General features: G+C 49.0%; 26 protein-coding genes, 1 tRNA gene and 2 pseudogenes. 19 read left to right on the forward strand and 10 right to left on the reverse strand.

The genetic code is table 11. The annotated features are described in order from the left end of the window. The first annotated feature begins 33 nt into the window (after positions 1 to 33). The 8 genes from IPG80_RS09215 (at position 34) to recO (ending at position 8,048) form a co-directional block, all read left to right on the forward strand. On the forward strand, positions 34 to 1,056 hold the full coding sequence (locus IPG80_RS09215) for an ABC transporter ATP-binding protein (RefSeq protein WP_345105556.1): 1,023 nt from the start codon (positions 34 to 36) through the stop codon (positions 1,054 to 1,056). A 17-nt stretch (positions 1,057 to 1,073) separates the two neighbouring features. Then, on the forward strand, positions 1,074 to 2,060 hold the full coding sequence (locus IPG80_RS09220) for a dipeptide ABC transporter ATP-binding protein (RefSeq protein WP_345105558.1): 987 nt from the start codon (positions 1,074 to 1,076) through the stop codon (positions 2,058 to 2,060). A 105-nt stretch (positions 2,061 to 2,165) separates the two neighbouring features. Beyond that, a complete protein-coding gene (locus tag IPG80_RS09225) occupies positions 2,166 to 4,088 on the forward strand; it encodes an ABC transporter substrate-binding protein (RefSeq protein ID WP_345105561.1) in 1,923 nt (640 codons plus the stop codon). A gap of 123 nt (positions 4,089 to 4,211) precedes the next feature. Beyond that, a complete protein-coding gene (locus IPG80_RS09230) occupies positions 4,212 to 5,294 on the forward strand; it encodes a response regulator (RefSeq protein ID WP_345105563.1) in 1,083 nt (360 codons plus the stop codon). Between the two features lie 25 nt (positions 5,295 to 5,319). Then, positions 5,320 to 5,393, forward strand: a tRNA-Gln gene (locus IPG80_RS09235). 97 nt (positions 5,394 to 5,490) lie between these two features. Further along, positions 5,491 to 6,855: a bifunctional UDP-N-acetylglucosamine diphosphorylase/glucosamine-1-phosphate N-acetyltransferase GlmU gene (gene glmU, locus IPG80_RS09240; protein WP_345105565.1), complete on the forward strand. Its 1,365-nt coding sequence runs from the start codon at positions 5,491 to 5,493 to the stop codon at positions 6,853 to 6,855. A gap of 13 nt (positions 6,856 to 6,868) precedes the next feature. Beyond that, on the forward strand, positions 6,869 to 7,276 hold the full coding sequence (gene cdd / locus IPG80_RS09245; protein WP_345105568.1) for a cytidine deaminase: 408 nt from the start codon (positions 6,869 to 6,871) through the stop codon (positions 7,274 to 7,276). Positions 7,277 to 7,289: 13 nt separating this feature from the next. Continuing rightward, positions 7,290 to 8,048 (forward strand): DNA repair protein RecO, encoded by a 759-nt coding sequence (gene recO / locus IPG80_RS09250; RefSeq protein ID WP_345105571.1) that lies wholly within the window; start codon positions 7,290 to 7,292, stop codon positions 8,046 to 8,048. A 14-nt stretch (positions 8,049 to 8,062) separates the two neighbouring features. Here the strand turns inward: recO and IPG80_RS09255 are convergent, their stop codons facing one another. The 6 genes from IPG80_RS09255 to IPG80_RS09280 all read right to left on the reverse strand — a co-directional run bounded on the left by IPG80_RS09255 (position 8,063) and on the right by IPG80_RS09280 (position 14,226). Continuing rightward, a complete protein-coding gene (locus IPG80_RS09255) occupies positions 8,063 to 8,833 on the reverse strand; it encodes a PHP domain-containing protein (RefSeq protein ID WP_345105574.1) in 771 nt (256 codons plus the stop codon). Between the two features lie 11 nt (positions 8,834 to 8,844). Beyond that, complete coding sequence (locus IPG80_RS09260; protein ID WP_345105577.1) at positions 8,845 to 10,002, reverse strand: NAD(P)/FAD-dependent oxidoreductase; 1,158 nt, start codon at positions 10,000 to 10,002, stop codon at positions 8,845 to 8,847. 66 nt (positions 10,003 to 10,068) lie between these two features. Next, positions 10,069 to 11,355, reverse strand: a complete 1,287-nt coding sequence (locus IPG80_RS09265; RefSeq protein ID WP_345105580.1) for an MFS transporter — start codon at positions 11,353 to 11,355, stop codon at positions 10,069 to 10,071. Beyond that, entirely contained in the window at positions 11,352 to 12,461 is a 1,110-nt protein-coding gene (locus IPG80_RS09270; protein ID WP_345105583.1) for a metalloregulator ArsR/SmtB family transcription factor, read from the reverse strand. The genes IPG80_RS09265 and IPG80_RS09270 overlap by 4 nt, the downstream gene beginning before the upstream one ends. Before the next feature lie 18 nt (positions 12,462 to 12,479). Continuing rightward, positions 12,480 to 12,713 carry a hypothetical protein gene (locus tag IPG80_RS09275; protein ID WP_345105586.1) on the reverse strand — a complete coding sequence of 78 codons (234 nt, stop codon included), beginning with the start codon at positions 12,711 to 12,713 and terminating at the stop codon, positions 12,480 to 12,482. Positions 12,714 to 12,855: 142 nt separating this feature from the next. Next, positions 12,856 to 14,226, reverse strand: a complete 1,371-nt coding sequence (locus tag IPG80_RS09280; RefSeq protein WP_345105589.1) for a hypothetical protein — start codon at positions 14,224 to 14,226, stop codon at positions 12,856 to 12,858. Positions 14,227 to 14,299: 73 nt separating this feature from the next. Between IPG80_RS09280 and IPG80_RS09285 the strand changes: the two genes are divergently transcribed. The 4 genes and pseudogenes from IPG80_RS09285 to IPG80_RS09300 form a co-directional block, all read left to right on the forward strand. Next, complete coding sequence (locus IPG80_RS09285) at positions 14,300 to 14,653, forward strand: hypothetical protein (protein WP_345105592.1); 354 nt, start codon at positions 14,300 to 14,302, stop codon at positions 14,651 to 14,653. Between the two features lie 99 nt (positions 14,654 to 14,752). Further along, positions 14,753 to 14,887 carry a hypothetical protein gene (locus IPG80_RS09290; protein ID WP_345105594.1) on the forward strand — a complete coding sequence of 45 codons (135 nt, stop codon included), beginning with the start codon at positions 14,753 to 14,755 and terminating at the stop codon, positions 14,885 to 14,887. A 26-nt stretch (positions 14,888 to 14,913) separates the two neighbouring features. Beyond that, a complete protein-coding gene (locus IPG80_RS09295) occupies positions 14,914 to 15,144 on the forward strand; it encodes a DUF433 domain-containing protein (protein WP_345105596.1) in 231 nt (76 codons plus the stop codon). A 535-nt stretch (positions 15,145 to 15,679) separates the two neighbouring features. Continuing rightward, positions 15,680 to 16,378: pseudogene (locus IPG80_RS09300) on the forward strand (toll/interleukin-1 receptor domain-containing protein); the annotation flags it as partial. Positions 16,379 to 16,492: 114 nt separating this feature from the next. Here the strand turns inward: IPG80_RS09300 and IPG80_RS09305 are convergent. The 3 genes from IPG80_RS09305 to IPG80_RS09315 are packed head-to-tail and all read right to left on the reverse strand — an operon-like array spanning position 16,493 to position 17,384. After that, positions 16,493 to 16,768, reverse strand: coding sequence for a DDE-type integrase/transposase/recombinase (locus tag IPG80_RS09305; protein WP_345105598.1), 276 nt, complete (start codon positions 16,766 to 16,768; stop codon positions 16,493 to 16,495). A 5-nt stretch (positions 16,769 to 16,773) separates the two neighbouring features. Next, positions 16,774 to 17,034, reverse strand: a complete 261-nt coding sequence (locus IPG80_RS09310) for an IS3 family transposase (protein ID WP_345105600.1) — start codon at positions 17,032 to 17,034, stop codon at positions 16,774 to 16,776. 5 nt (positions 17,035 to 17,039) lie between these two features. After that, positions 17,040 to 17,384: a transposase gene (locus IPG80_RS09315; protein WP_345105602.1), complete on the reverse strand. Its 345-nt coding sequence runs from the start codon at positions 17,382 to 17,384 to the stop codon at positions 17,040 to 17,042. Positions 17,385 to 17,430: 46 nt separating this feature from the next. Here IPG80_RS09315 and IPG80_RS09320 point away from each other — a divergent pair, with 46 nt between their 5' ends. From IPG80_RS09320 to IPG80_RS09330, 3 genes are all read left to right on the forward strand, one after another. After that, entirely contained in the window at positions 17,431 to 18,300 is an 870-nt protein-coding gene (locus tag IPG80_RS09320) for an SUMF1/EgtB/PvdO family nonheme iron enzyme (RefSeq protein ID WP_345105605.1), read from the forward strand. Positions 18,301 to 18,490: 190 nt separating this feature from the next. Then, the gene (locus IPG80_RS09325) at positions 18,491 to 18,706 is read left to right on the forward strand and encodes a nucleotidyltransferase family protein (RefSeq protein WP_345105608.1); all 216 of its coding nucleotides are present in this window, start codon (positions 18,491 to 18,493) and stop codon (positions 18,704 to 18,706) included. Further along, positions 18,696 to 19,028 carry a DUF86 domain-containing protein gene (locus IPG80_RS09330; RefSeq protein ID WP_345105611.1) on the forward strand — a complete coding sequence of 111 codons (333 nt, stop codon included), beginning with the start codon at positions 18,696 to 18,698 and terminating at the stop codon, positions 19,026 to 19,028. The genes IPG80_RS09325 and IPG80_RS09330 overlap by 11 nt, the downstream gene beginning before the upstream one ends. Positions 19,029 to 19,178: 150 nt before the next feature. Here the strand turns inward: IPG80_RS09330 and IPG80_RS09335 are convergent. Then, positions 19,179 to 19,379: pseudogene (locus IPG80_RS09335) on the reverse strand (DUF5131 family protein); the annotation flags it as partial. 60 nt (positions 19,380 to 19,439) lie between these two features. Between IPG80_RS09335 and IPG80_RS09340 the strand changes: the two are divergent. From IPG80_RS09340 to IPG80_RS09355, 4 genes are all read left to right on the forward strand, one after another. Next, positions 19,440 to 19,946, forward strand: coding sequence for a transposase (locus IPG80_RS09340; RefSeq protein ID WP_345105613.1), 507 nt, complete (start codon positions 19,440 to 19,442; stop codon positions 19,944 to 19,946). 198 nt (positions 19,947 to 20,144) lie between these two features. Further along, complete coding sequence (locus IPG80_RS09345) at positions 20,145 to 20,711, forward strand: toll/interleukin-1 receptor domain-containing protein (RefSeq protein WP_345105617.1); 567 nt, start codon at positions 20,145 to 20,147, stop codon at positions 20,709 to 20,711. A 25-nt stretch (positions 20,712 to 20,736) separates the two neighbouring features. Then, a complete protein-coding gene (locus tag IPG80_RS09350; RefSeq protein WP_345105620.1) occupies positions 20,737 to 21,006 on the forward strand; it encodes a tetratricopeptide repeat protein in 270 nt (89 codons plus the stop codon). Positions 21,007 to 21,125: 119 nt separating this feature from the next. Continuing rightward, positions 21,126 to 21,296: a hypothetical protein gene (locus IPG80_RS09355; protein WP_345105623.1), complete on the forward strand. Its 171-nt coding sequence runs from the start codon at positions 21,126 to 21,128 to the stop codon at positions 21,294 to 21,296. Positions 21,297 to 21,417: the final 121 nt, after the last annotated feature.

Raw genomic sequence — 21,417 nt, forward strand, 5'->3', positions numbered from 1 at the left:
TAATGCAACAATCTTAATTCGGGAGATTCCTCCATGACAGATCAAAAGCCTTTACTGGAAGTCAAGAATCTAAAAACGTACTTTTTCACGGAAGATGGGGATGTGCGTTCTGTGGATGGGGTGGATTTTAAAATCTACCCGGGGGAAGTGCTTGGCATTGTGGGCGAATCGGGGTGTGGAAAGAGCGTCACGTCTCTTTCGATTATGCGCCTGATCAGCAAGCCTGGCAAGATCGTTGATGGCGAGATCATCTTTGATGGTAAAGATCTGGTTAAGGCTACGGAGGAAGAGATGAGGCAGGTACGTGGAAATCGTATCTCCATGATCTTTCAACAACCTCAATCTGCACTTAATCCCGTCTTTCGTGCTGGTGATCAGATCTCTGAAGTCTTGAACATTCATCAAGATTTTGGCAAGGAAGCCGGACGCGAACGAGCTGTAGAGTTGTTAAAACTGGTGGGCATTCCTGAACCGGAACGTCGCGCCGATGCTTTTCCACATGAGCTGTCTGGTGGCATGTCTCAGCGTGTGATGATCGCCATGGCGCTCGCCTGTGTGCCTGATCTGTTGATCGCAGATGAGCCCACCACTGCGCTGGATGTGACCATTCAGGCGCAGATCCTGGACTTGATGCGCGATATGCGTAAGCAGCTCGGCTCTGCCATGATGTTGATTACTCATGACCTGGGTGTGATCGCTGAAATGGCGAATCGTGTAGTTGTGATGTATGCTGGCGAGATCGTGGAAGAATCTCCAGTTGCCTCCCTGTTCGATAAACCGCATCATCCTTATACTCAGGGTCTGATCGGCTCCATTCCGGTTCTTGGTGCACGCCGAGAACGTCTGGATGTGATTCCAGGGAATGTTCCCAATCTTATCAATTTGCCGCAGGGTTGCCGCTTTGCCCCGCGCTGCCGCGCTCGCGTGGAAAATAAACTTTCCATTTGCACCGAACAGCACCCCTCGCTGATCGAGGTCGCGGAAGGTCATAAAGTTCGCTGCTGGTTATATCAGGATGCAGAAGGGCATACGGCCCCTAAGCATGCTGGAAAATAAAAAGGATCATTTCATTTATGGATACCATTAACAAGCAGGAACAATCAGATATTCTTGTAGTGGATAAGCTTGTGAAGTATTTTCCTGTGCGCACAGGGTTATTTCAGCGGGTGAGTGCCTGGGTTCAGGCTGTGGACAAGGTCAGTTTTGCTGTAAAGAAAGGCGAAACCCTTGGCATGGTTGGTGAATCTGGCTGTGGCAAAACGACCGTTGGACGCACCCTTTTGCGCTTGGTAGAGCCGACCTCAGGGAATGTCTCCTTTGAGGGGCGCGACATCCTGAAAATGGGACCAAACGAACTGAAACCTCTGCGCCGCGATATGCAGATCATTTTCCAGGACCCCTACGCCTCTTTAAATCCGCGCATGCCGATCGGTGAATCAGTCATGGAAGGTTTACAGATCCACAAGATCGGTCACCCGAAGGAACGCATGGAGATTGCCGTTAACATGCTCAAGAAGGTGGGATTGGAAGATTACCATGCCCGTCGTTATCCGCATGAATTTTCAGGCGGACAGCGTCAGCGTATTGGGATCGCGCGTGCATTGGCGTTAAACCCCAAGTTCATTGTCTGTGATGAGCCAGTATCCGCCCTTGATGTGTCCATCCAGTCACAGGTGTTGAACATTCTTAAGGATCTTCAATCTGAATTTGGTTTGACCTATCTGTTCATTGCCCACAACCTTAGTGTAGTGGAGCATATTTCAGACCGTGTTGCGGTGATGTATCTTGGCAAGATGGTCGAATTGACAGACCGTGATTCATTATATCGCGACCCGTTGCATCCTTACACCAAAGCGTTGCTCTCCGCCATCCCTGTTCCGCACCCGAATGTTGAGCGTGAACGCACCATCCTCAAAGGCGATGTGCCCAGCCCGCTTAACCCGCCGAAGGGTTGCCGTTTCCATACCCGCTGCCCGATCGCTGTTGATAAGTGCTCGCAGGAAGAACCGGAATTCAAAGAGATCAAACCCGGTCACTGGGTGGCTTGTTGGAAGGCGTAGTATTACAATGATGATAAAGAGACCGCTGACTAGCGGTCTCTTTTTTTTCAAGGCTATAGGGAGACTGGTTATAATTGCCCAATACGAATTCTCAGGCTGGAGACTATGAAAAAGAACGTAATTCCATTTTTGATCGCGCTTATTCTGCTTGTCCCTGCTTGTTTAAGTACAAGCACGAAGACGGAAACGCCATCCCCTGCTACTGAAATTGTCATCGAAAATACATTAACCCCACAAGCGGCAACGATCGGTCTTACGGTCTGCTTGGGGCAGGAGCCGAATAGCCTCTATCCGTTTGGTGAGTTGAATTCCGCGGCACGCAGTGTGCTTGCTGCCATTTATGATGGACCGATCGACAATGTCGGCTATGAATACCAACCCGTTATTCTGACCGAACTGCCTTCCCTTGAAAATGGCGACGCCCAGATCGTCGCTACTGAGATCAAGGTTGGGGATACAGTTGTGGATTCGAGTGGGCAGCTTACTGAGTTGTTAAAGGGCTCCCGCATCCATCCTGCTGGATGCCGCAGTGAAGATTGTGCGATCACTTATGACGGCGTCTCCCCGTTGAAGATGGATCAAATGATCGTTACCTTCCGTCTGCGCCCCGACCTTACCTGGTCGGATGGTACTCCCTTAACTGCCGATGACTCAGTCTATGCTTTTGAGCTTCAACGTGAAGTGAAACTCAATCCTTTTCTGGTTGACCGCACTCAAACCTATGAAGCCGCAGATGAACAAACCCTGCAATGGTTTGGCATGCCTGGTTTTATCGACCCGACTTATGACCTGAACTTTTGGCTGCCAGCCCCCAAGCATCTTTGGAGTGAATTCCCCGCCGTTCAATTGCCCAGTGTCGATATCGCCGCACGTGAACCGTTGAGTTGGGGACCCTATCAGATCAAAGAGTGGCTGCCCGGACAAAGCATCACGCTGGAAAAAAATCCCTACTATTACCGTTTGCGAGATGGGTACCCAAAATTGGATAGTATCCAATTCCGCTTCATACCAGACCCAGATCTGGCTCTCTCCGAGTTGATCGCAGGACGCTGTGACCTGCTTGACCCCTCCATCAACCTTGAGAACCACATCGGTTTGCTGCAAGAGATGCAAACCGCAGGACAAGCCCAGATGTTCGTAACGACCGGAATGAGCATGGAATGGCTTGGGCTGGGGATCAATCCTGCCTCTTACGATAATGGGTACGATATATCAAAAGATAGGCAGAGTTTTTTCGCAGATACTTATACGCGTCAGGCAATTGCCTACTGCCTGGATCGTCAAACTGTTGCAACATCTGTTCTTTATGGGCTGACTGATGTCCCAGCCGCTTATCTACCGTCCAACCACCCGGCGTATGATTCAAACCTGAGTGCCATTCCATATGATCCTGAGATCGGAATCTCTCTTTTGGAACAGGCAGGCTGGCAGGATCATGATGACGATCCGTCCACACCACGCCTTGCTATCAACGTACGAGATGTAGCCTACAATACCCCCTTGATTCTGAAATACCAAACTACATCCACTGCCCAGCGCAGACAGGTAACTGCTATTTTCGAAGATTCGCTTGCTCGGTGCGGCATTGGACTTGAAGTGGAATTTTCCTCACCGAACGACCTTTATGCTCCCGGACCTGGTGGCGACCTATTTGGACGTCAATTCGATCTGGCTCAATATGCCCTTGGGGTGGAGGGTATCGAACCGCCCTGTCAGTGGTTCAGCAGTGCCAGCATCCCTACCGAACTGAATTTGTGGGCAGGTACGAATATTACAGGATTTAATAGTAAAGAGTATGACTTGCAATGCCAGACGGCTCAATCCTCATTGCATGATGATCCCGCATATCTATCAGCATACCGACAGACCCAGATCCTTGTAGCGGAACAGGTACCCGCCATACCGCTTTATTCCCGCTTGCGGGTTGCTGCTGCCCGACCCGATCTGTGCGGCGTCGACCTTGACCCGACCTCTGAACTGCTTTGGAATTTGGAAGCATTCGAGGTGGGGGATACCTGTCAAAACTGATTACAGGCAGAATGCTTAACTTTGCTATAATTTGTCCATTCTTACCTATTGAGTTTTTTATTAAATACGACATAGGGACCTGAGTGAGATTTTTTTTCATTTTCTGTATATGGAGTTGGTGGCATGCTTCGTAATCTCTTGCTAGTGGACGATCAACGCGATATTCTTCGTCTTTTGCGTTCCACGCTGGATACGCTCAAGAACAAAGACATCCAATTCTATGAAGCCCAATCTGGGGAAGAGGCGTTGCTTGAATCCTCCCGACATAAGATCGATATGCTCATTACCGATTACAAACTCCCCGGCATGACCGGTGTGGAGTTGATGCATAAGGTCCGTGCCCGTCACCCGGAAGTGAAGGTCGTTTTTATTACCGGCATGACCGAACGAAAAATGCGCGAAGAAATGCTCAATACCGGCGCTTTTGCGATATTTGATAAGCCCATTCCCATGGCAGATTTTCTGGATTCCGTGGAGCGTGGTTTGGGTCTCGTGCAAACCATCTTTCCGCCTGAAGTTGCTGCTTCAGGACCCGGTGAAGAGGCGCAGAGTCATACCAAGCTTTCAGACCTGCTTGCCAATTTTAGGCAGGACTTCAATGCAGATGCAGTCTTTCTGCTAAATGACCGTGGCTTGATCAATGCACGCACCGGCAACCTTTACGACCCCAGCATGGAGGTTTCGCTTATCTCCACCCTGATGTCGATTCATAGCACCAGCTTGAAAGTGGCGCGCCTCAATCATCAAGAGTCGATCGAGTCGTATCATGTTTTTGATGGCGGCGACCATGACCTGCTTTTCATTCCGGTTACACCGTTATATGCTTTACTCGTGGCGGGTAAAGGGTTAGCCAATGAAGACCAGATCCTTGATACCGTGCGAGGATTGCTCTCCCTGCGCAGCCAAGTGGAAAAAGCCCTGGCTTCGATGGGCGTCACCGGTGAATTGAAATTTAAGACCGCTCCCGCGGCTGCTCCTCCGGTGGATGCAACCCCCAAGAAAAATACGGACCAGCTCGCCAAGGCAACCCCGTCACCTGAGATGGAAGCCCTGCTCAAACAGGCTGCTGGTGAGAAATCACAGGAAAAATCCACTGATGACTTTTGGGATACAGCCGCCCATGACCTCGGCAGGAAGTCGGTAAACCCCGAGGTGATCTCGCTCGAAGAAGCAAAAAAGATGGGGATCATTCCAGGCGGACAATAAAATTGTGATACAATTTCGCCCGCACTGGGGCATGGTGCAATGGCAGCACACCAGCCTTTGGAGCTGTGGATCTTGGTTCGAATCCAGGTGCCCCAGCCAGACGTGTCCGCGTAAGCGGACAATTTTCTCAAACGGGATTTGTCGCGGAGCACGTTTTACCGCACAAATCCTGTTTTTATATATATGAGGTGAATGAATGAAAATTACCGCCATTCTTCTTGCCGCCGGTCAGGGAACGCGTATGAAATCATCCCTGCCCAAGGTCCTTCATCCGGTGGCTGGCAAACCCATGATCTGGCATGCCTTGCAGGCGATCCGGCAATCTACAACGGAAACGCCTGTGGTGGTTGTCGGGCATGGAGCAGGGGAGGTAACCCAATATTTGGGAGACTCTGCTCAAACTGTTTTACAGGAACCACAGCTGGGTACGGGACATGCTGTGATGCAAGCGGAAGCTTTGCTCAAAGGCAAAACGGATCTGGTCGTTGTTTGTTATGCAGACATGCCTTTGCTGCGCGGCGACACCCTGCAAAAACTGGTGGATACCCAAAAACAAAATAAGGGACCCATCTCAATGCTGACCGTGATTGCAGATGACCCGCGTGGGTTTGGGCGCATCATCCGCAAGGACGATGGCACGGTAAATGCCATTGTGGAGGAATATGTTGCAACGCCCGAACAGCTACAGGTCAAAGAATTGAACGTAGGCGGGTATTGTTTCGACGCCAACTGGTTATGGGATGCCCTCCATCGTATCCCTCAAAACCCTAAGAAGGGTGAATACTATCTTACCGATGCAGTGGAACTTGCATCCGCTGCCGGGCTGCCGGTTCATGCCACGGTGATGGATGATGTGGAAGAAACGATCGGGGTGAATACGCGAGTGCATCTTTCTGAGGTGGAAGCCGCCATGCGCAGACGCATCAATCAAGCGCATATGTTGAACGGTGTCACCATGATCGACCCTGCTTCAGTGTATATTGAAGCTGATGTGAAGATCGGCAGGGATACGGTCATGATGCCCAATACTTATCTCTTTGGGGCGACCGAGATCGGCGAAGGTAATGTCATCGGACCCAATACCATCATCCGTAATTCGAAGGTCGGCAATGGCTGCAAAGTTCTTTCTTCAGATCTTGAAGGCGCATGGCTTGAAGATGATGTGGATATGGGACCGTTCGCGCGGCTGCGTAAGGGTGCTCATTTGGGCAACCATGTTCACATGGGCAACTTTGGTGAAGTGAAAGATTCCCATCTTGCCGATGGGGTGAAAATGGGACACTTCTCTTATATCGGGAATGCTCAGATCGGGTCGGGAACCAATATTGGTGCAGGTACCATTACCTGCAATTATGATGGCGAGAAGAAACATCCCACCGAGATCGGCGAAGATGTATTCATTGGTTCAGATACAATGCTGGTCGCTCCACTTAAGATCGGGGCTGGAGCCCGCACTGGAGCAGGCGCTGTGGTGACGAAGAACGTGCCGGAGGATACGCTTGTGGTTGGCATGCCAGCCCGTGCGATCCGCAAGCTTGAACGCAAGCCTAAAAAGAAATAAACAGGTTTTTCTTATGACACTCTCAAACACAGAGAAACAAGCCTTGATCGACCTGGCAAATGAAGCGCGCCGTCGGGCGTATGTCCCTTATTCCAACTATCCTGTTGGCGCTGCTTTGCGAACAAAGACCGGGCGCATTTATACAGGGGTCAATGTGGAGAATGCCGCCTACCCTCAAACCATGTGTGCTGAACGTGTTGCCATTTTTAAGGCGGTTTCCGAAGGTGAGACCGAATTTGAGGTGATCGCTGTGGTCACGAATAATGGCGGCTCGCCTTGCGGTGGCTGCAGGCAGGTGATGGCGGAATTTGGATTGGATGCGATCGTCCTCTTTGGGAATGGAGAGGGACAGTTGGTGAAGGAAACTACCGTAAACGAATTGTTGCCTGAAGCCTTTACGCCCAAACACCTGGTGACTTGATCCACCGCGGCACATGACCGACTTTCGTTCCTTTCGTGCTTCTGCTGTAGTGTTACGCCATTCCGATTGGGGGGAGGCGGATCGTATGCTCACGCTTTACACCAGCGACCACGGCATCGTGCGGGCACTTGCCAAAGGTGCACGCAAAGTAACCTCGCGCAAAGCCGGGCATTTACAACCTTTTACGCATATCACAGTGCAGCTTGCCAAAGGACGCGACCTTCTCATCATCACGCAAGTGGAAACAATTAACGCCTTCCTGCCATTGCACGATGACTTGATGAAGACCGGGTATGCTGCCTACATCATAGAGTTACTTTTGCGCTTTTCGTATGAAGAAGAAGGCGCGAACCCTTCGATCTTTCGGTTGGTGGTTGAAACGCTTGACCGGCTGGAGAAGGAGGCAGATGCCTGGCTGCCGGTGCGATATTACGAGATGCGCCTGCTCGATGCTGTGGGCTTCCGCCCGCAAATGTTCGAGTGTGCCAATTGTGGACGCGAGATCTTAGCCGAGGACCAATATTTTTCCTTCACGGCGGGCGGTGTCATTTGTCCGCGCTGTGGGGAAGGGTTGCCCAATCTGGCACGTATTTCGCTCGAAACGCTAAAGTACTTGCGGCACTTTCAACGTTCCAGCTATAAAGACGCATCACGCGCCAGACCCAGCCCTGAGATCCAGAAAGAAGCTGAGACGTTGATGCAGGGCTATTTCACCTACTTGTTGGAAAGAGAATTAAATACCCCCGGTTTTTTGAAACGAGTCCGATCTTAGAAAAACAAGCCAACTTAATCGTTGGCTTGTTTTTTTTGGATCTTGCGTATCATCGAGTCGCTGATCTGTTGGGTATTGATGGGCGTCGAAGCCGAGGTGGTATCTGAAGCATAACCGAATTTGCGCATGGCGATGCGGCGCATCCAGCTAAGGACTGCGCGCGCCGAAGACTCGCCCTCATATGGGACAGGGACAGTCGTATTCTTCTCAAGAGCGGTGCGCAGGTCTTGCGCCGTAGTACCGGGAAATTCCGTGCGCCCTGCGCCGATCGCCCAGTAGATGTGGGCATCGCTGGATGCGATCTTGGCGAACGGCAGAAAGACCGATAGCTTTTGTGCCACCCGGTCAAAATTCTGTGTGCCCATGTTGTGTGTTTCAATGCCTTTTAAAGGACCCTTCGCACGCGGGTTTGCCAATGCCCCCAGCACTGCTTCCATGGAAAGGCTGTTGGGTAGGTTATTAAAGGGATGCGGCGCAATGGCAATGCCACCCTGTTTACCGATCCGTATCAGCGTATCACTAATGGACAAGCCAGAAGGCGGGAGGGTCTTGATGAACAATGCCACCAGGTGCCCGTCTTTTGTGCTGATCTCTGCGCCGGGAATGGCTTCAATGCCATATTGAGGGGCAAGTTGTTGTGCTTCGAATGAGCCGCGGATCTCATCATGATCGGTGACTGCGATGACGTTCAGCCCGACATCGGCGGCTTGCTTGAGAATGGCTCGCACAGTGGTGGTTGCATCGAGGGAGTAGATTGAATGGATGTGAAGGTCTGCGGTGCCCATGTCTTTTTCTTTCAGTGTTGCAGGTCTTTTTTACTCCAATTCAGAATAAATGTCCATGCGACGAAAATCACAACTGGCTGTAGAATGCGCCACAATAAAAACTGGAACCAGCGCCACTTTAACGTATAGATGATCTGGGCGACGAGCCAGCGTGCGAACAAGGTTTGACCCAATCCGCTTCTTACCAGCCGACGCTTGTATCCTCGAAAGGAAAATTCGCCACGCCGTAACGACTCGACGATCTCTCGCGCGGCGATGTTACCGTACCCCAGGGCAATGCTGATGCCTTCACCGAAAATCACATCTGCGCCAACAGCATCCCCAACCAATAGCACCCGCGGGATCGCGGCTTTGTTCTGCGGACTGTACCAACGGATGGGATGTCCCTTGATCTCATGAGCGTTCAGGTCAAAACCTAGGCGCTGCATCTCTTTGGCAAGCGGGTCTTTTAAGGCTGGGCGTTTTTGGTCAGCGAGCAAGTTCGTGTCATAAACACCCCAACAGCGCATGGGAATTCCATGTACTTGGGTTGGGAAATCCCATACATACCCGGCGATATTCTCAGGAACGGGGAAGAAATCAAAGTAGGCTGTATGTTCTCGTTCCTGATTCCCGTGGGCGGGGGAGTAGGCAGGGCTTATCACTTCAAGCACTCTGGCTGTATAAACTGGATCTTTTGGGAAGATGCTTCTTCTTGTCATGCCATTTGAGCCGTCGGCGCCAACAACAATGGCGGCGTTGAAATTTCCCTGGTCCGTTTCGACCAATACACCTTGTTCACTTGGTGTGATCTTTTTTACCGTCACACCTTGCCGGATCTCAACCCCGCGCTCTTCTGTTTTCTTTGCCAGCCAGTGATCGAACTCATCACGGCGGATGACGCGAATGGCGTGGCGTTTCGGCACACGGATCTTGAGCCCTTTGGCGGCAAAGTCGAAGTGTATCGTTTCAGAATCTACATGTGGAACTTCACTTGCGTCCAAACCGAGGGCTTGGAGGATGTTTTCCGCATCGAGCACCAGACCTCCCGCGCAAAGTTTGAGACGCGGATACTTCTCTTTTTCGAGGATCAAGATACGGTCAGTTAGATGCGGGGCAAGTTTTACGAGGTGAAGCGCGGTGGATAGCCCGCTGGGTCCACCGCCGATGATGAGGATGTCTTTTTCCATTATGGAATTGTATAAAAAAACAGAGCAATCGTATATGCTCTGTTTTTCCTATTTTGAGCGAAAACTTCAGTCTGCGGCGGCTTGAGCCGGGATGGGTTCAATGGTTCTGCGCCAAAAGAATGCCCAATACATAAGGACCGAAATGGTATAGAGCGTGACGGTGCCTGCAAAAGCTGGACCGAAACCGTATTTGACCTGCAGCCATCCACTAATGGTGGGGCTGAATGCCCAACCGAAATTCCACGCCATGCTGGTCAGGCTTGCTACGGTTGCACGACCTGAGGGGTCAACATGTTCCATCACGAAGGTTTGGTAAACGGGGCTGCTCATGTTCATCAACGCAAGACGGATGTAATAACTGGCGGCGCCCACCCAAAAGATGGGGGAGAAGCCCAGCAGGATAAGGAATGGGATCGAGAGTGCCTGTGTGATGACGACCAATTGGATCTTGCCGGTGCGATCTGCCAGCGGCGGCGCAATGAGCAGCCCGATGCCCATTGCCAGTGAACCCCATGCGAACAGAGTGCCAATAACGGGGTCGGGCTGGTGATGTACAACCCGGAAGAAAACATTCATGAACGGCATGATCAACCCAGCGCCGAGGGAGGTGAGCAGCATGGGTAGGATTATTTTCGTGAGCAAACCAGGGTTTTTTGCGGCATAGGCAATAGGTGCAAAAACTGCACGCTGGCTGCGTGAGATATTTGGGGATTTGATGAACATCAAGGGCAGAATGGCAATGACCGCACCAATGCCTGCGATAAGGATCGAGTATCCATAGGCAGGGCTGCTCGTTGCCGAGATATTCTGGGTCTGACTCATCCAGGTAGGCAGGTACCCTCCCAACCAGTTCCCAACAGACGCCATGGTCATTTGCAGTCCCTGACCGAAACTGAAGAGATAGGTGCGTTCTTTTTCGTCACTGTTCTCCATGAGGAATGGAGACATGGTGACACCAGCCAGACTTTGTGCCAACCCTGAAACCACATTCATGGCATAGAGTGAGGCTTCGGTCTGCCATAGCGCCATGGTGATGATCGACACTGCTAACAACACCCCTGAGAGGATCAACGAACCTTTGCGTCCGATGGTATCTGCGAGGTAGCCCATGGGCAGGGCAGCGATCAATGCCACGAAACTGCTGGTGGTGATGAGGTTGCCAAGCACGGCTTCATCGAATCCGAGGCTAAGGGCATAGAAGTTGAAGATGAGACGGAAAACGCCCATCACCGCGCCAGTGAGGATGACGTTTAGAAGATAAAGCCGCGCATTCGGTTTGAATGCGCGGATGTGGGAGTTGTATTCTCCCAGGATATGGAATGGGTTGGGTGGTTTTATGATTTGGTCGTTCATGAGGCTTCTTTGATTTTGTCACCTTCAAGAAAGGCATTCAGGTTTTCATAAACAGCATGGAGTGCCTGCTTGCGAGCGGTATAACGATTTTCTTCGTGCATGAGTGAGAGTTCGACCAGACCGGCGAGGCGAAGTTCCTTGAGGTGGTGCGTCACTGTGGGCGGACGCAATTGAAGTTTGCGGGCGATCTCACTGGGGGTCAGGTTTTCTGTGGTGAGGTAGCGCAGGATCTTTAAGCGGGTAGGGTCTGAAAGCGCCTTGAGCGAACGAACAAGCGCATCGGGGACGATCTCGCCGGGAATGACAGACATATCCACGGGGCGAGCGCCGAAGGTGAGAAGCATGGTCTTGTCATCGTATTTTTCAAAGAAGACCAGCGGGGTGGTCCAGAAGGCGGGGGCAAAAATGAAATGATCGGCGTTGAATTCATCGCCGCGCTGTAAACCTTGTGAGAGTTCGGTGAAGAGCTCTTCAAAGGTGACCGTGGCGGCAAGTGCCTGGGCACGTTCCAATCCAGCTCGAAGTGCGGGTTCGATGCGTTTTTCTTCCTCTTCAAAAAATGCCTGATAGTAGGACTGAAACGCGGAAAGGTACGCTTCGCCCAAATCTGCCGGGCGGCTCCACCAATCCAAAGCGGATTCGACGGATTCGCGCTTTACACCACTGAGTTTTTTGTTGAGGTGCTTGAGGAAAAAGCTGGCATCGGCGGATGTCCATTTCCCTTCTGTCGCGATGCGCAGCAGATTGTCTTTGAAGGCTTTATGTTTTTCAGAGTTTTCTGAGCCGTCGCTTTCGTAGGGTTCATCTACCCGGTACAGTTCGAGCATGCGCCTGGCTGGCGGAATTTGTTTGAGTGCCCAGAGTGCGCTGATGGCATCTTTTGGAGCCGGCAGGGTATGCACCCATTTGAGAGGTACGCCAAGTACAGGATATAACTCCTCCAGCAATTTTCGTTCGGCGGCTGGAATTCTGGCGCGTACGCTGGCGGCATACGCCGGGCGGATGCCAAAGTATTCCGGCTCAAGCAGAACGTGCAGGCTGATGAAAAGCTCGTAGGCGGTTCCAAAATCCCAAATGATGGTGGGGGAGGAGTTGAAGGTTGTCATGGCAGATTTTCGCTCGGGCTAGTTTTTCCCTTTCAATTTTTTGCCGATCGAGATGAGTGTATCGCCGGTGTGTTTGTCTATGCTTTCATTGAAGGGCGGAACATGTTTGAACATGGTACCAAGCGTAATGAGTGCCATACCGGTTTGGTAGGTGAATAGGCTTCTGGCGTTTGTTTCGTTTGTAGAATGATCTGAAGCGTTTGCCACTTCGTTTTCATTTTCTAATGTGGTTTCTAAGGCAATAAGTGACATGATTGTCCTCTCTCTCCAAAAGGGACGGATTAGGCAGTTGGCTGTGTTAGACGGATGTCTAATTAGATAATAGTCTAACTACCTTGGCATGTCAAGTGGTATTTAGGTAGATTTTGGCTTGGTGTTTATGGAAAAGGTGTTATTAAGCGTATGAGCCTGACCATGATTCGAACTGCCGCCCATCGTGTTCTTCGGGGGAGTAAAAGGTCAAGTAGGTGAGGGTTTGATATGGTATGAAATTTTGTTTTTCAGGGCTTCCGACGGCAAGGTCGTAATAGGAGTGCCATGTCCCTGAATTGAAGTAGATCTGACTCTCTGGCACTGGCGTGGAGGTGTTCAATGCCAAGGGGACAACTTCATATCCGTGGGTGTGCCCGTAAGCAATGTATTGAGCTTTTCCTGTTTTGAAGGCGGACTCTTCCAATGCATACCTAGAGAAGGAGTTTTTGCCGCCCCACATTTTCTTATGAACCCAGACGACAACCTCATTGATGGTTTTAACCGAGGCGTTCCCTGATAGTTTGACTGCCCATTCCATCGCGTCGACCATGTCGAAGCGGAAGGCTTTATCTGCCTGGCGGACGAAATCTAATTGCAGGAATTCATCTGCGATCTCGTCCCATACTTTTTTTAGATCGTTTTCAAGTTTGCGGTTTCCGGCAAATTGTCGGATCTGGCCGCTTATCCAGAGTGGGGTTGCCAGCAGCGGACGGACGTTCGTGATCTTGCGCAGGCTGTTGACGATGCCGGTGGGGAGGCGGTCTCGATAGCGTTTGGAAACTTCTACCGGGTAGCGGTTGCAAACATCCATGGTGAAGACATCGCCAAGGGTACCGTGGTCGCGTCCGATGGTGCGGTCGTAATTGAAGCGGTCGTAAATATCCCCATGACGTGCATAGACCTTGTGGCGTTCAAAAAGTTCAGCGATCTCGGGGGATTCTTCGGCTTCAAATGGGAAGGGCGTGTTAAGCGGGTTGCTTAGACCCATGCGCCGGATCATTTCAGCGCGGATCGCATCGAAAGCGGGACCTTTGAGATGGTAATACCAATCGTGATTGCCCACCATGTAATGAAAATGAACCTTAAGTGGAAGGCGGATGCGGCTTTCGTAATCTGGTTCACCTTTACGGCTGGCGGGCACTAGTTGGATCTCTTCTCCAGTTGCGAGCCGGCGCATTACTTGCAGGGATTCTTCGTTCTTGTTGAGGATGGCGCGGGTGACATCCAATAATTTTTTTGCATAGGCAGGGCTGGAGTGGTCGCTCCATGGGCGGATGTATTCTTTATCTCCGGGGTCAGTATCCAGCCAGCGGGTGGAGTGAAGCGGGTCGATGATGTCGCCCAGCAGGATTACATCCATACGTTCGATGGGGCGGTACTTGCCATCTTTGCGAATGGAGGCGAAGTGAGCTGTTTCAGAAAGTCGCCTGGCGAATAGTTTGAATGCGCTGGGGGCGATGGAATCTGCGGTGGTACCGTCTCCGAGATGAAGGTCGCTGATGATGATGAGCATACCTGAATTATAGCGCGAACCCTTGTTGTAATTCGGACATACCCGATTATAATTTTTCAATAGGAGACCATTAATGGAACAACATTCTACGTCACATGCAAGATCGAACCGTCCGATCATTGCGCTGATACTTTCGCTCTCTTCCTTCTTTTTTTGTTGTGTCTCTTTTCTTGTAAGCAGCCCGAATAATCTCGACGCCTTTATGGCGAATGATCCTGCCTGGTATATTGCTCAGGTGTTGATTTGTCTTGCGGGCATTCTACCGTTGATCGGTGCCATTCTCGGCGGGCTCTCCCTCCGTGCAGGAGAGGGCAACCGCAATTTCGCACTTGTTGCGCTGGTGGTCGGCATCCTTGGGTTTATTTGGGCGCTGCTTGTCTTTGGGTATGTGATGACGTTCGTAGGTGTGTTTTACATGTTCTCGTAATTATGGGGTGGATATCCCATTTTTATGGGATTTTGGGATTCAATGATATGGGCATGTCGCTCCTACATCGTCGTATAATTATTTCATCGAGGACAAATCATGACCCAACCCAAACGCCCCCTCAAAGTTTTCCTCTGCCACGCCCATATCATCCCCTTGTGGGACGCGGACCGTGACCCTGTCCGCGCACTGTACACGCGCCTGACTAACGATGGTGTCAATAGGGCATTATAATAAGCAATACAGTCAGGAGCAAAATCATGTTTACTCATATTGCTTATAACCCCGAAATTTTGAGTGGCAAACCCCACATTGTTGGTACACGTTTGAGTATTGAGTTTATTCTCGAACTTGTTGCCAGTGGCGCAACCAAAGACGAGATGTTGAAAACTTATCCGCAGTTGACCGCAGAAGCTATTGAAGAAGCCCTGCGCTATGCAGCCCAATCAGTTAAGAATGAAATCCTCTTGGATGTGAAGGTAACCGCATGAAGGCTTTGGACTTCCCATTACTAGCTGATGAGAACGTCCATCCCGATGTAATCGACTTTTTACGCAAGGCGGGATTAGATGTATCGTCCGTTTCAGAGCAAGGACAATTCGGACTTCCAGACACACAAGTTTTATAACAAGCAACTGAAACGGGAAGAGCTGTTTTGACACATGATAGTGATTTTGGCGGACTTGCTCTTATGGGCGCAGAATTTATTGGGATAATTTACGTTCGTCCAGGTCATATCCACGCAGACTTTACAATAAAAACGATCAACGCCATTCGTGATAATGCCCCCGAAGTGACGCCACCCTTTATCCTCGTTGCTGAGCGGACAGGGGACACTGTAAAGATCAGAGTTCGTCAGTTATAACTTCATCGTTCACATTTCATCCTTCATCCTTATGGACAAACGCCCCCTCAAAGTCTTCCTCTGCCATGCCCATGCGGACCGTGACCCCGTGCGCGAACTTTACGCCCGCCTGACCAAAGACGGCGTGGACGCGTGGCTCGACAAAGAAAAACTCCTCCCAGGGACAGGATTGGGAATTGGAAATCAAAAAAGCCGTGCGCGAAGCGGACGTGGTGGTGGTTTGCCTCTCAAAGCAATTCAATCAGGCAGGGTTTCGCCAAAAGGAAGTACGCATTGCCCTCGACACCGTCATGGAAAAACCCGAAGGTGAGATTTTTCTTATCCCTGCGCGGTTGGAGGTATGCGACAATCTTGAAAGCCTGAGAAAATGGCATTGGGTGGATTTGTTCGAAGATGATGGGTATGATATGCTCATGCGGGCGTTACGAGCACGGGCAAACAATATTGGCGTAACTTTACAAATTAAGAAAAGTTGGTTGCCAAAAGGAAAATCCCAACCTGAAACAACAAAGAGGTTAGAAAAGTCTGTTGAGAAAAAACAAGGAAATCGTTCAAACTTCAATAATAAGTATTATGTTGGTGGAATATTGTTTATTGTCCTTATCTTAGCTGCATTTTTTGGCTTGCCACCTTTGTTTGATCAACCAGAAATAAAAAGCACTGTTACAAATACAGAAAGTAGACTGAACCCTATAAGGAAGACACAAAAAGAAAGCCCCCGCTGGTCAAATGGACAGACACCTGGTTTCGTAGGGTGTCTGTCTTGTTTTCAATTGTATCCGTTCATAGTTGTAAAAGTAAATGTATTCGTCAATGAGTTGCTCTGTATCCTTAAAGGTGGTTTGTTTGAAGTGTCGTAAATATTCCTCCTTGAGGTGTCCGAAGAAGTTCTCCATCGGGCGTTGTCCCAACAGTTGCCACGCCGCGACATGGAAGGCGTGATGTTATACTCGCCGGTAAGGACATGATATGGGTCAGGGCGTCCCCTGGTCACTGTGGAGGAGAAGTCCATCAGTGACCTTTTCTTTTTGCTTGGCTTGTTTTAGCGTCTGTGTCACCAGTGCAATCGAGTTGCTGAGATCAAAAGCATGAGCCACAATAAAGCCGTCGTAGAGATCCTTGATGGTGGACAGATACGCCCAGCCCTGCAAGGTGCGAATGTAGGTGACATCCGTGACCCACTTCTGATTTTGGCTTTGTTGCGAGGAAGTCCCGATTGAGCAGGTTGGGATAGCGGTGGTAGGTGCCAAGTTCTTCAGTTTTTTGTACATTTTGGGCTTTCTGGCTTGCGAACGAATGCCCAGCTTGCCCAGAGCCTCAAAACTGCCTTGTGATTAATCGACAACCCCAGCTTTCGTTGGAGGTGGATCGTGATCCGCCGATACCCGTAGCTCTTGTGAGAGTCCTCATAAACCGTTTGGATCTTCTGCATGCGTTCCTGATCCGGGTCGGTCTCTGCCAGCTTTTTGACCCAAGCATAATACGCCGCTCGCGAAACACCGAAGAATTCGCACATCGCTTTCACTTCGTATTCTTCCTTGTGGTGGTAGATCGCCCGATATTGCGCTGCGCGAGCTGCACTTCCCGCAATTCGGTATGGAATTTTTTTAGCAGAGCGTTCTCCATGCGTAACCGTGCCACTTCCCGCTCTTCACTCTCTGCCTTCAGCGGTCGTCCAATCGGCTTATGAAATGAGAGTTCTCCTTCTCGTCGATACATCTGCACCCAGATTTTGATCCGTTCTGCCTTCCGTATCTCAAGCCGGGCTGCCACCACCGCATACGTCAAATGTTCTTCCAACACTAGACGCACCGCTTCTTGCTTTATCTCCACCTTGTAGTGCAACATTCCTTTTTGTCCTGACATAAAAGCACCTCCTGTGCTTATCTTCTCACAGGAGGGCTTTCTTTTCGTGTCCGCTTTTCCGGGGTCAGTTCAAAGTGCAATTACTATTTCCACGGTTTTTGTAACTCAAACACTAAATCCCACTGAAACTCCAGTAATTTCTACTCTTACTCAAACCCCATCTGTAACGAATTCTCCAACGTCTATGCCCCCTGAAATTCTAGATGCAAAGGGCTTATCAATGATATTTGTGCCCTCTGGTGAATTCATTATGGGGAGCGAGAAACCTTATAACAATGCAAAACCCATTCACCAAGTGTATTTGAACGATTTTTATATTGATGTATATGAAGTAACTAATGCTCAATATAAATCTTGTGTAGATGCGGGTGAATGCTCTCCCCCCTATGATTTTAGCGCGTATAACAACCCTAATTATTATAGTAATTCTGAATTCGACAATTTCCCTGTTCTGTATGTGAATTGGTTCCAGGCAGTGTCTTACTGTAACTGGCGAGAGGCTCGTTTACCAACAGAAGCGGAATGGGAAAAATCGGCTCGAGGTCCTGAAAGCTGGGAATATCCTTGGGGAAATAATTTTTCTTATGTTGATGTAAGTTTGTATGCAAATGGATATTCAACACATGGAACTGTAGCTGTGGGTAGTTATGAAAATGGAAAGAGTGCTTATGGACTATATGATATGGCGGGAAATGTTCGAGAATGGGTAAGTAGTTTGTACATGCCCTATCCTTATGTTTTTGATGACGGAAGAGAAGATTTAGAAAGTAGCGACTCGCGAGGTGTTCGAGGGGGGTCTTGGAATTATACGGGTGATCGGATACTTACCACTTATAAACGATATGCATTGTCTCCAACAATGAGACCTAGACTGGTTTCCGTTGTGCCAAGGATGCACCATAATGCCCCAACCTAAACGCCCCCTCAAAGTTTTCCTCTGCCATGCCCATGCGGACCGTGACGCTGTCCGCGCACTGTACACGCGCATGAACAACAATGGCATGAATTGAGCGTTATAATATCCAGTATGAAGCAAGAAACTGTTCTCCAAATCCTGAAACAAAAGAACGCTGAACTATCTACAAAGTTCGGTTGTCAATTCTCTTTTGTTGTTTGGCTCGGTAGCACGGAACGAGGCAACCTCAGCCAGCGACGTGGATTTGCTCGTGGAGTTCAACCGTCCCGTTGGTTATTTTGGTTTGTTTGCTTTGCAGGATTACCTTGAGAAATTACTCGGTTGCTCTGTTGACCTTGGGACTCCCGATAGTTTGAAGCCATATATCAAAGAACGCATTAAGGGGGAGTTGATCCGTGTCGCCTAGAAACTGGAAAGACCGAATTCGGGATATTCTGGACGCCATCGATGAAATCCAGAAGTTTACGAAAGGGATGGATTTTGAATCTTTCAAGGACGATGATAAATCTGTCCGCGCGGTAGAAATGAACTTCATCATTATTGGTGAAGCTGCAAACCAAATTCCAGAAGAGGTCGAAGAAAAATATACGACTATCCCTTGGAGCCTTATGCGTGCCATGCGGAATCGTATCGTACATGTCTATTTTAGAATTGACGAAAAACTGATGTGGGACACTATTCAAAATGACTTACCTCCTTTGGTACCCGAACTAGAAAAACTGCTCTAAATTCATCCGTCATCATTCTGCATTCATCCTTATGGATAAACGCCCCCTCAAAGTCTTCCTCTGCCATGCCCATGCGGACCGTGACCCTGTCCGCGCACTGTAACACTTTAATAAACAAAAGAGCCATCCCACTAGTGGACTGGCTCTTTTCTATGCACTCGCTAAACTAAATCCTTTTGGCATCTCATCCCACGTTCTGCCTTCAAGAACTCTTCCAGCTCTCTTCTTTTGCACGCCGCCCCATTGCTTGAAGAAAAATGGGACTTTCGCTCTCAGGCATTGATTCCGAATGTCCACAACCCATGCCGGGGCGAGCGGACGTGCGCCGGGACCCGATTCGCCGCCTAAAATTTATGGCTTTGCTTCTTTTCGGTTGTATAATCGCGCTAATTCAAAGTGGGAAACCTCCAAATGAAATTTGATCCGCAAAAACACCATCGTAGAAGTATCCGATTGAAGGGATACGATTATTCACAGGCAGGCGCATATTTCGTGACCATCGTTGCCTGGCAGCGGGAATGTCTGTTTGGCGAGATGGTGGATGGGGGGATGGTATTGAATGATTATGGAAAAACCATTGCTGAAAAATGGGAATGGTTGGAAACCCAATATGATTATGTTGAATTAGGCGAATGGATTGTGATGCCGAATCATTTTCATGGGATATTGGTAATTGACAGTAGGGGCGGGTCGCGACCCGCCCCTACGACGCCCATCAAACCATTGGGCGGGCTGATCGGCGCGTTTAAAACCGTTTCGTCAAAACATATCAATTTATTACGCCACACGGACGGAATCCCCGTTTGGCAGCGGAATTATTACGAACACATCATCCGCAACGAACGCGAAATGGACAATATCACCAAATACATAAAACCAATCCATTACGTTGGAGTGACGATGATGAAACTCCAATGAAATCCAACCCGTAGGGGCGGACAGTTGCGCCTGATAACACCCTTGCCAGCATGGACGATTCGCCAGCCGTAGGGGCGGGTCTCCCATTTCGGGCGGATAATTGTGCCTGACATTACCCCCGCAGGCATGGACAATTTGCTGACCAACCAGACCCGCCCCTACGTTCCCGTCGTATAATCACCCCATCGCGGACAAATCATGACCCAACCCAAACGCCCCCTCAAAGTCTTCCTCTGCCACGCCCACGCGGACCGTGACCCTGTCCGCGCACTGTGGACGCGCCTGACGAACGATGGCGTGGATGCATGGCTGGACAAAGAAAAACTCCTCCCCGGGCAGGATTGGGAATTGGAGATCAAAAAAGCCGTACGGGAAACTGATTTAGTTATAGTTTGCCTATCAAAGCAATTTAACCAAGCAGGCTTCCGACAAAAAGAGGTGAAACTAGCCTTAGATACTGCAATGGAAAAGTCTGATGGCGAAATCTTTATTGTTCCTGCGCGTTTAGAAGAGTGTGATACTTTAGAAAGTCTTCGTCGTTGGCATTGGGTAGATTTATTTGAAGATAATGGTTATAAAAAGTTGACACAAACACTAAGTTTGCGGGCTGAAAAAGTTGGTGCTCTTTTTACAAGTAGTAGAAGTGAATTAGATATTTCAAAATTGACTGGATATTCTCTTGGTGGGCAAATAGGCATTCTAAATAATTTAGCGTTAACTTATCAACATGCTGATGACTTTTTGAGGGCGTTAGAATATTTTTGAGCAAGCTCTTGATTTGTCCAGAAAGATGGGTGATAAAAAATCACAGGCTATCATCTTTTCCGGTTTAGGGTCTGCATACTGGAAGGCGAGAGATTTTTCTAAGGCTAAAGAATATTTTGAACAGTCTTTAGTATTTAGTCGTGAATTAGGGGATAGAAAGGCAGAAGCTTCTGTTTTAATCAATTTAGCATCTACTTATGAAACTGTTGGAGATTTAGTTCGCGCCACTGAACTTTATGAGCATGCGCTAGAATTAAACAATGAAAATAAGATTTCAATAGCCAATTTTAGATGATGAGAACAAATCAGAGAACAATAGGAAAACTAAATTGATTAGTAAACCTTTGATTTTTTTCTTAGCATATTTATGCCAGTACTAGGATTGGGGTAATAATGGGAGAATTTGCACTTCTAATGAGCTATTTTGACATTTATAAAAGTGTATTGATTATAGTATTTATCTTTTTGATTGAATTTGCAATGTTGGTATTTATAGGATTTAGCATTGATGTTGTTGGTGCAACAACTTTCTTTAAACTTGTTTCTCGTGTTGCAAAACAAATCCCAATGCTCTCAGATATTTAAGACTATAAAAGTAATTCTTAGAACAATTGAATAATAATATTTGTATACTATCAAAGTGTTTTATTAATGTTTGTTCAACCAATAAGGTAATTCTTTTCACGGATATTGAAATTTGGATGAA

Origin of the sequence: Candidatus Villigracilis vicinus, from assembly GCF_016702885.1 — a bacterium.
Lineage (GTDB): Bacteria > Chloroflexota > Anaerolineae > Anaerolineales > Villigracilaceae > Villigracilis > Villigracilis vicinus.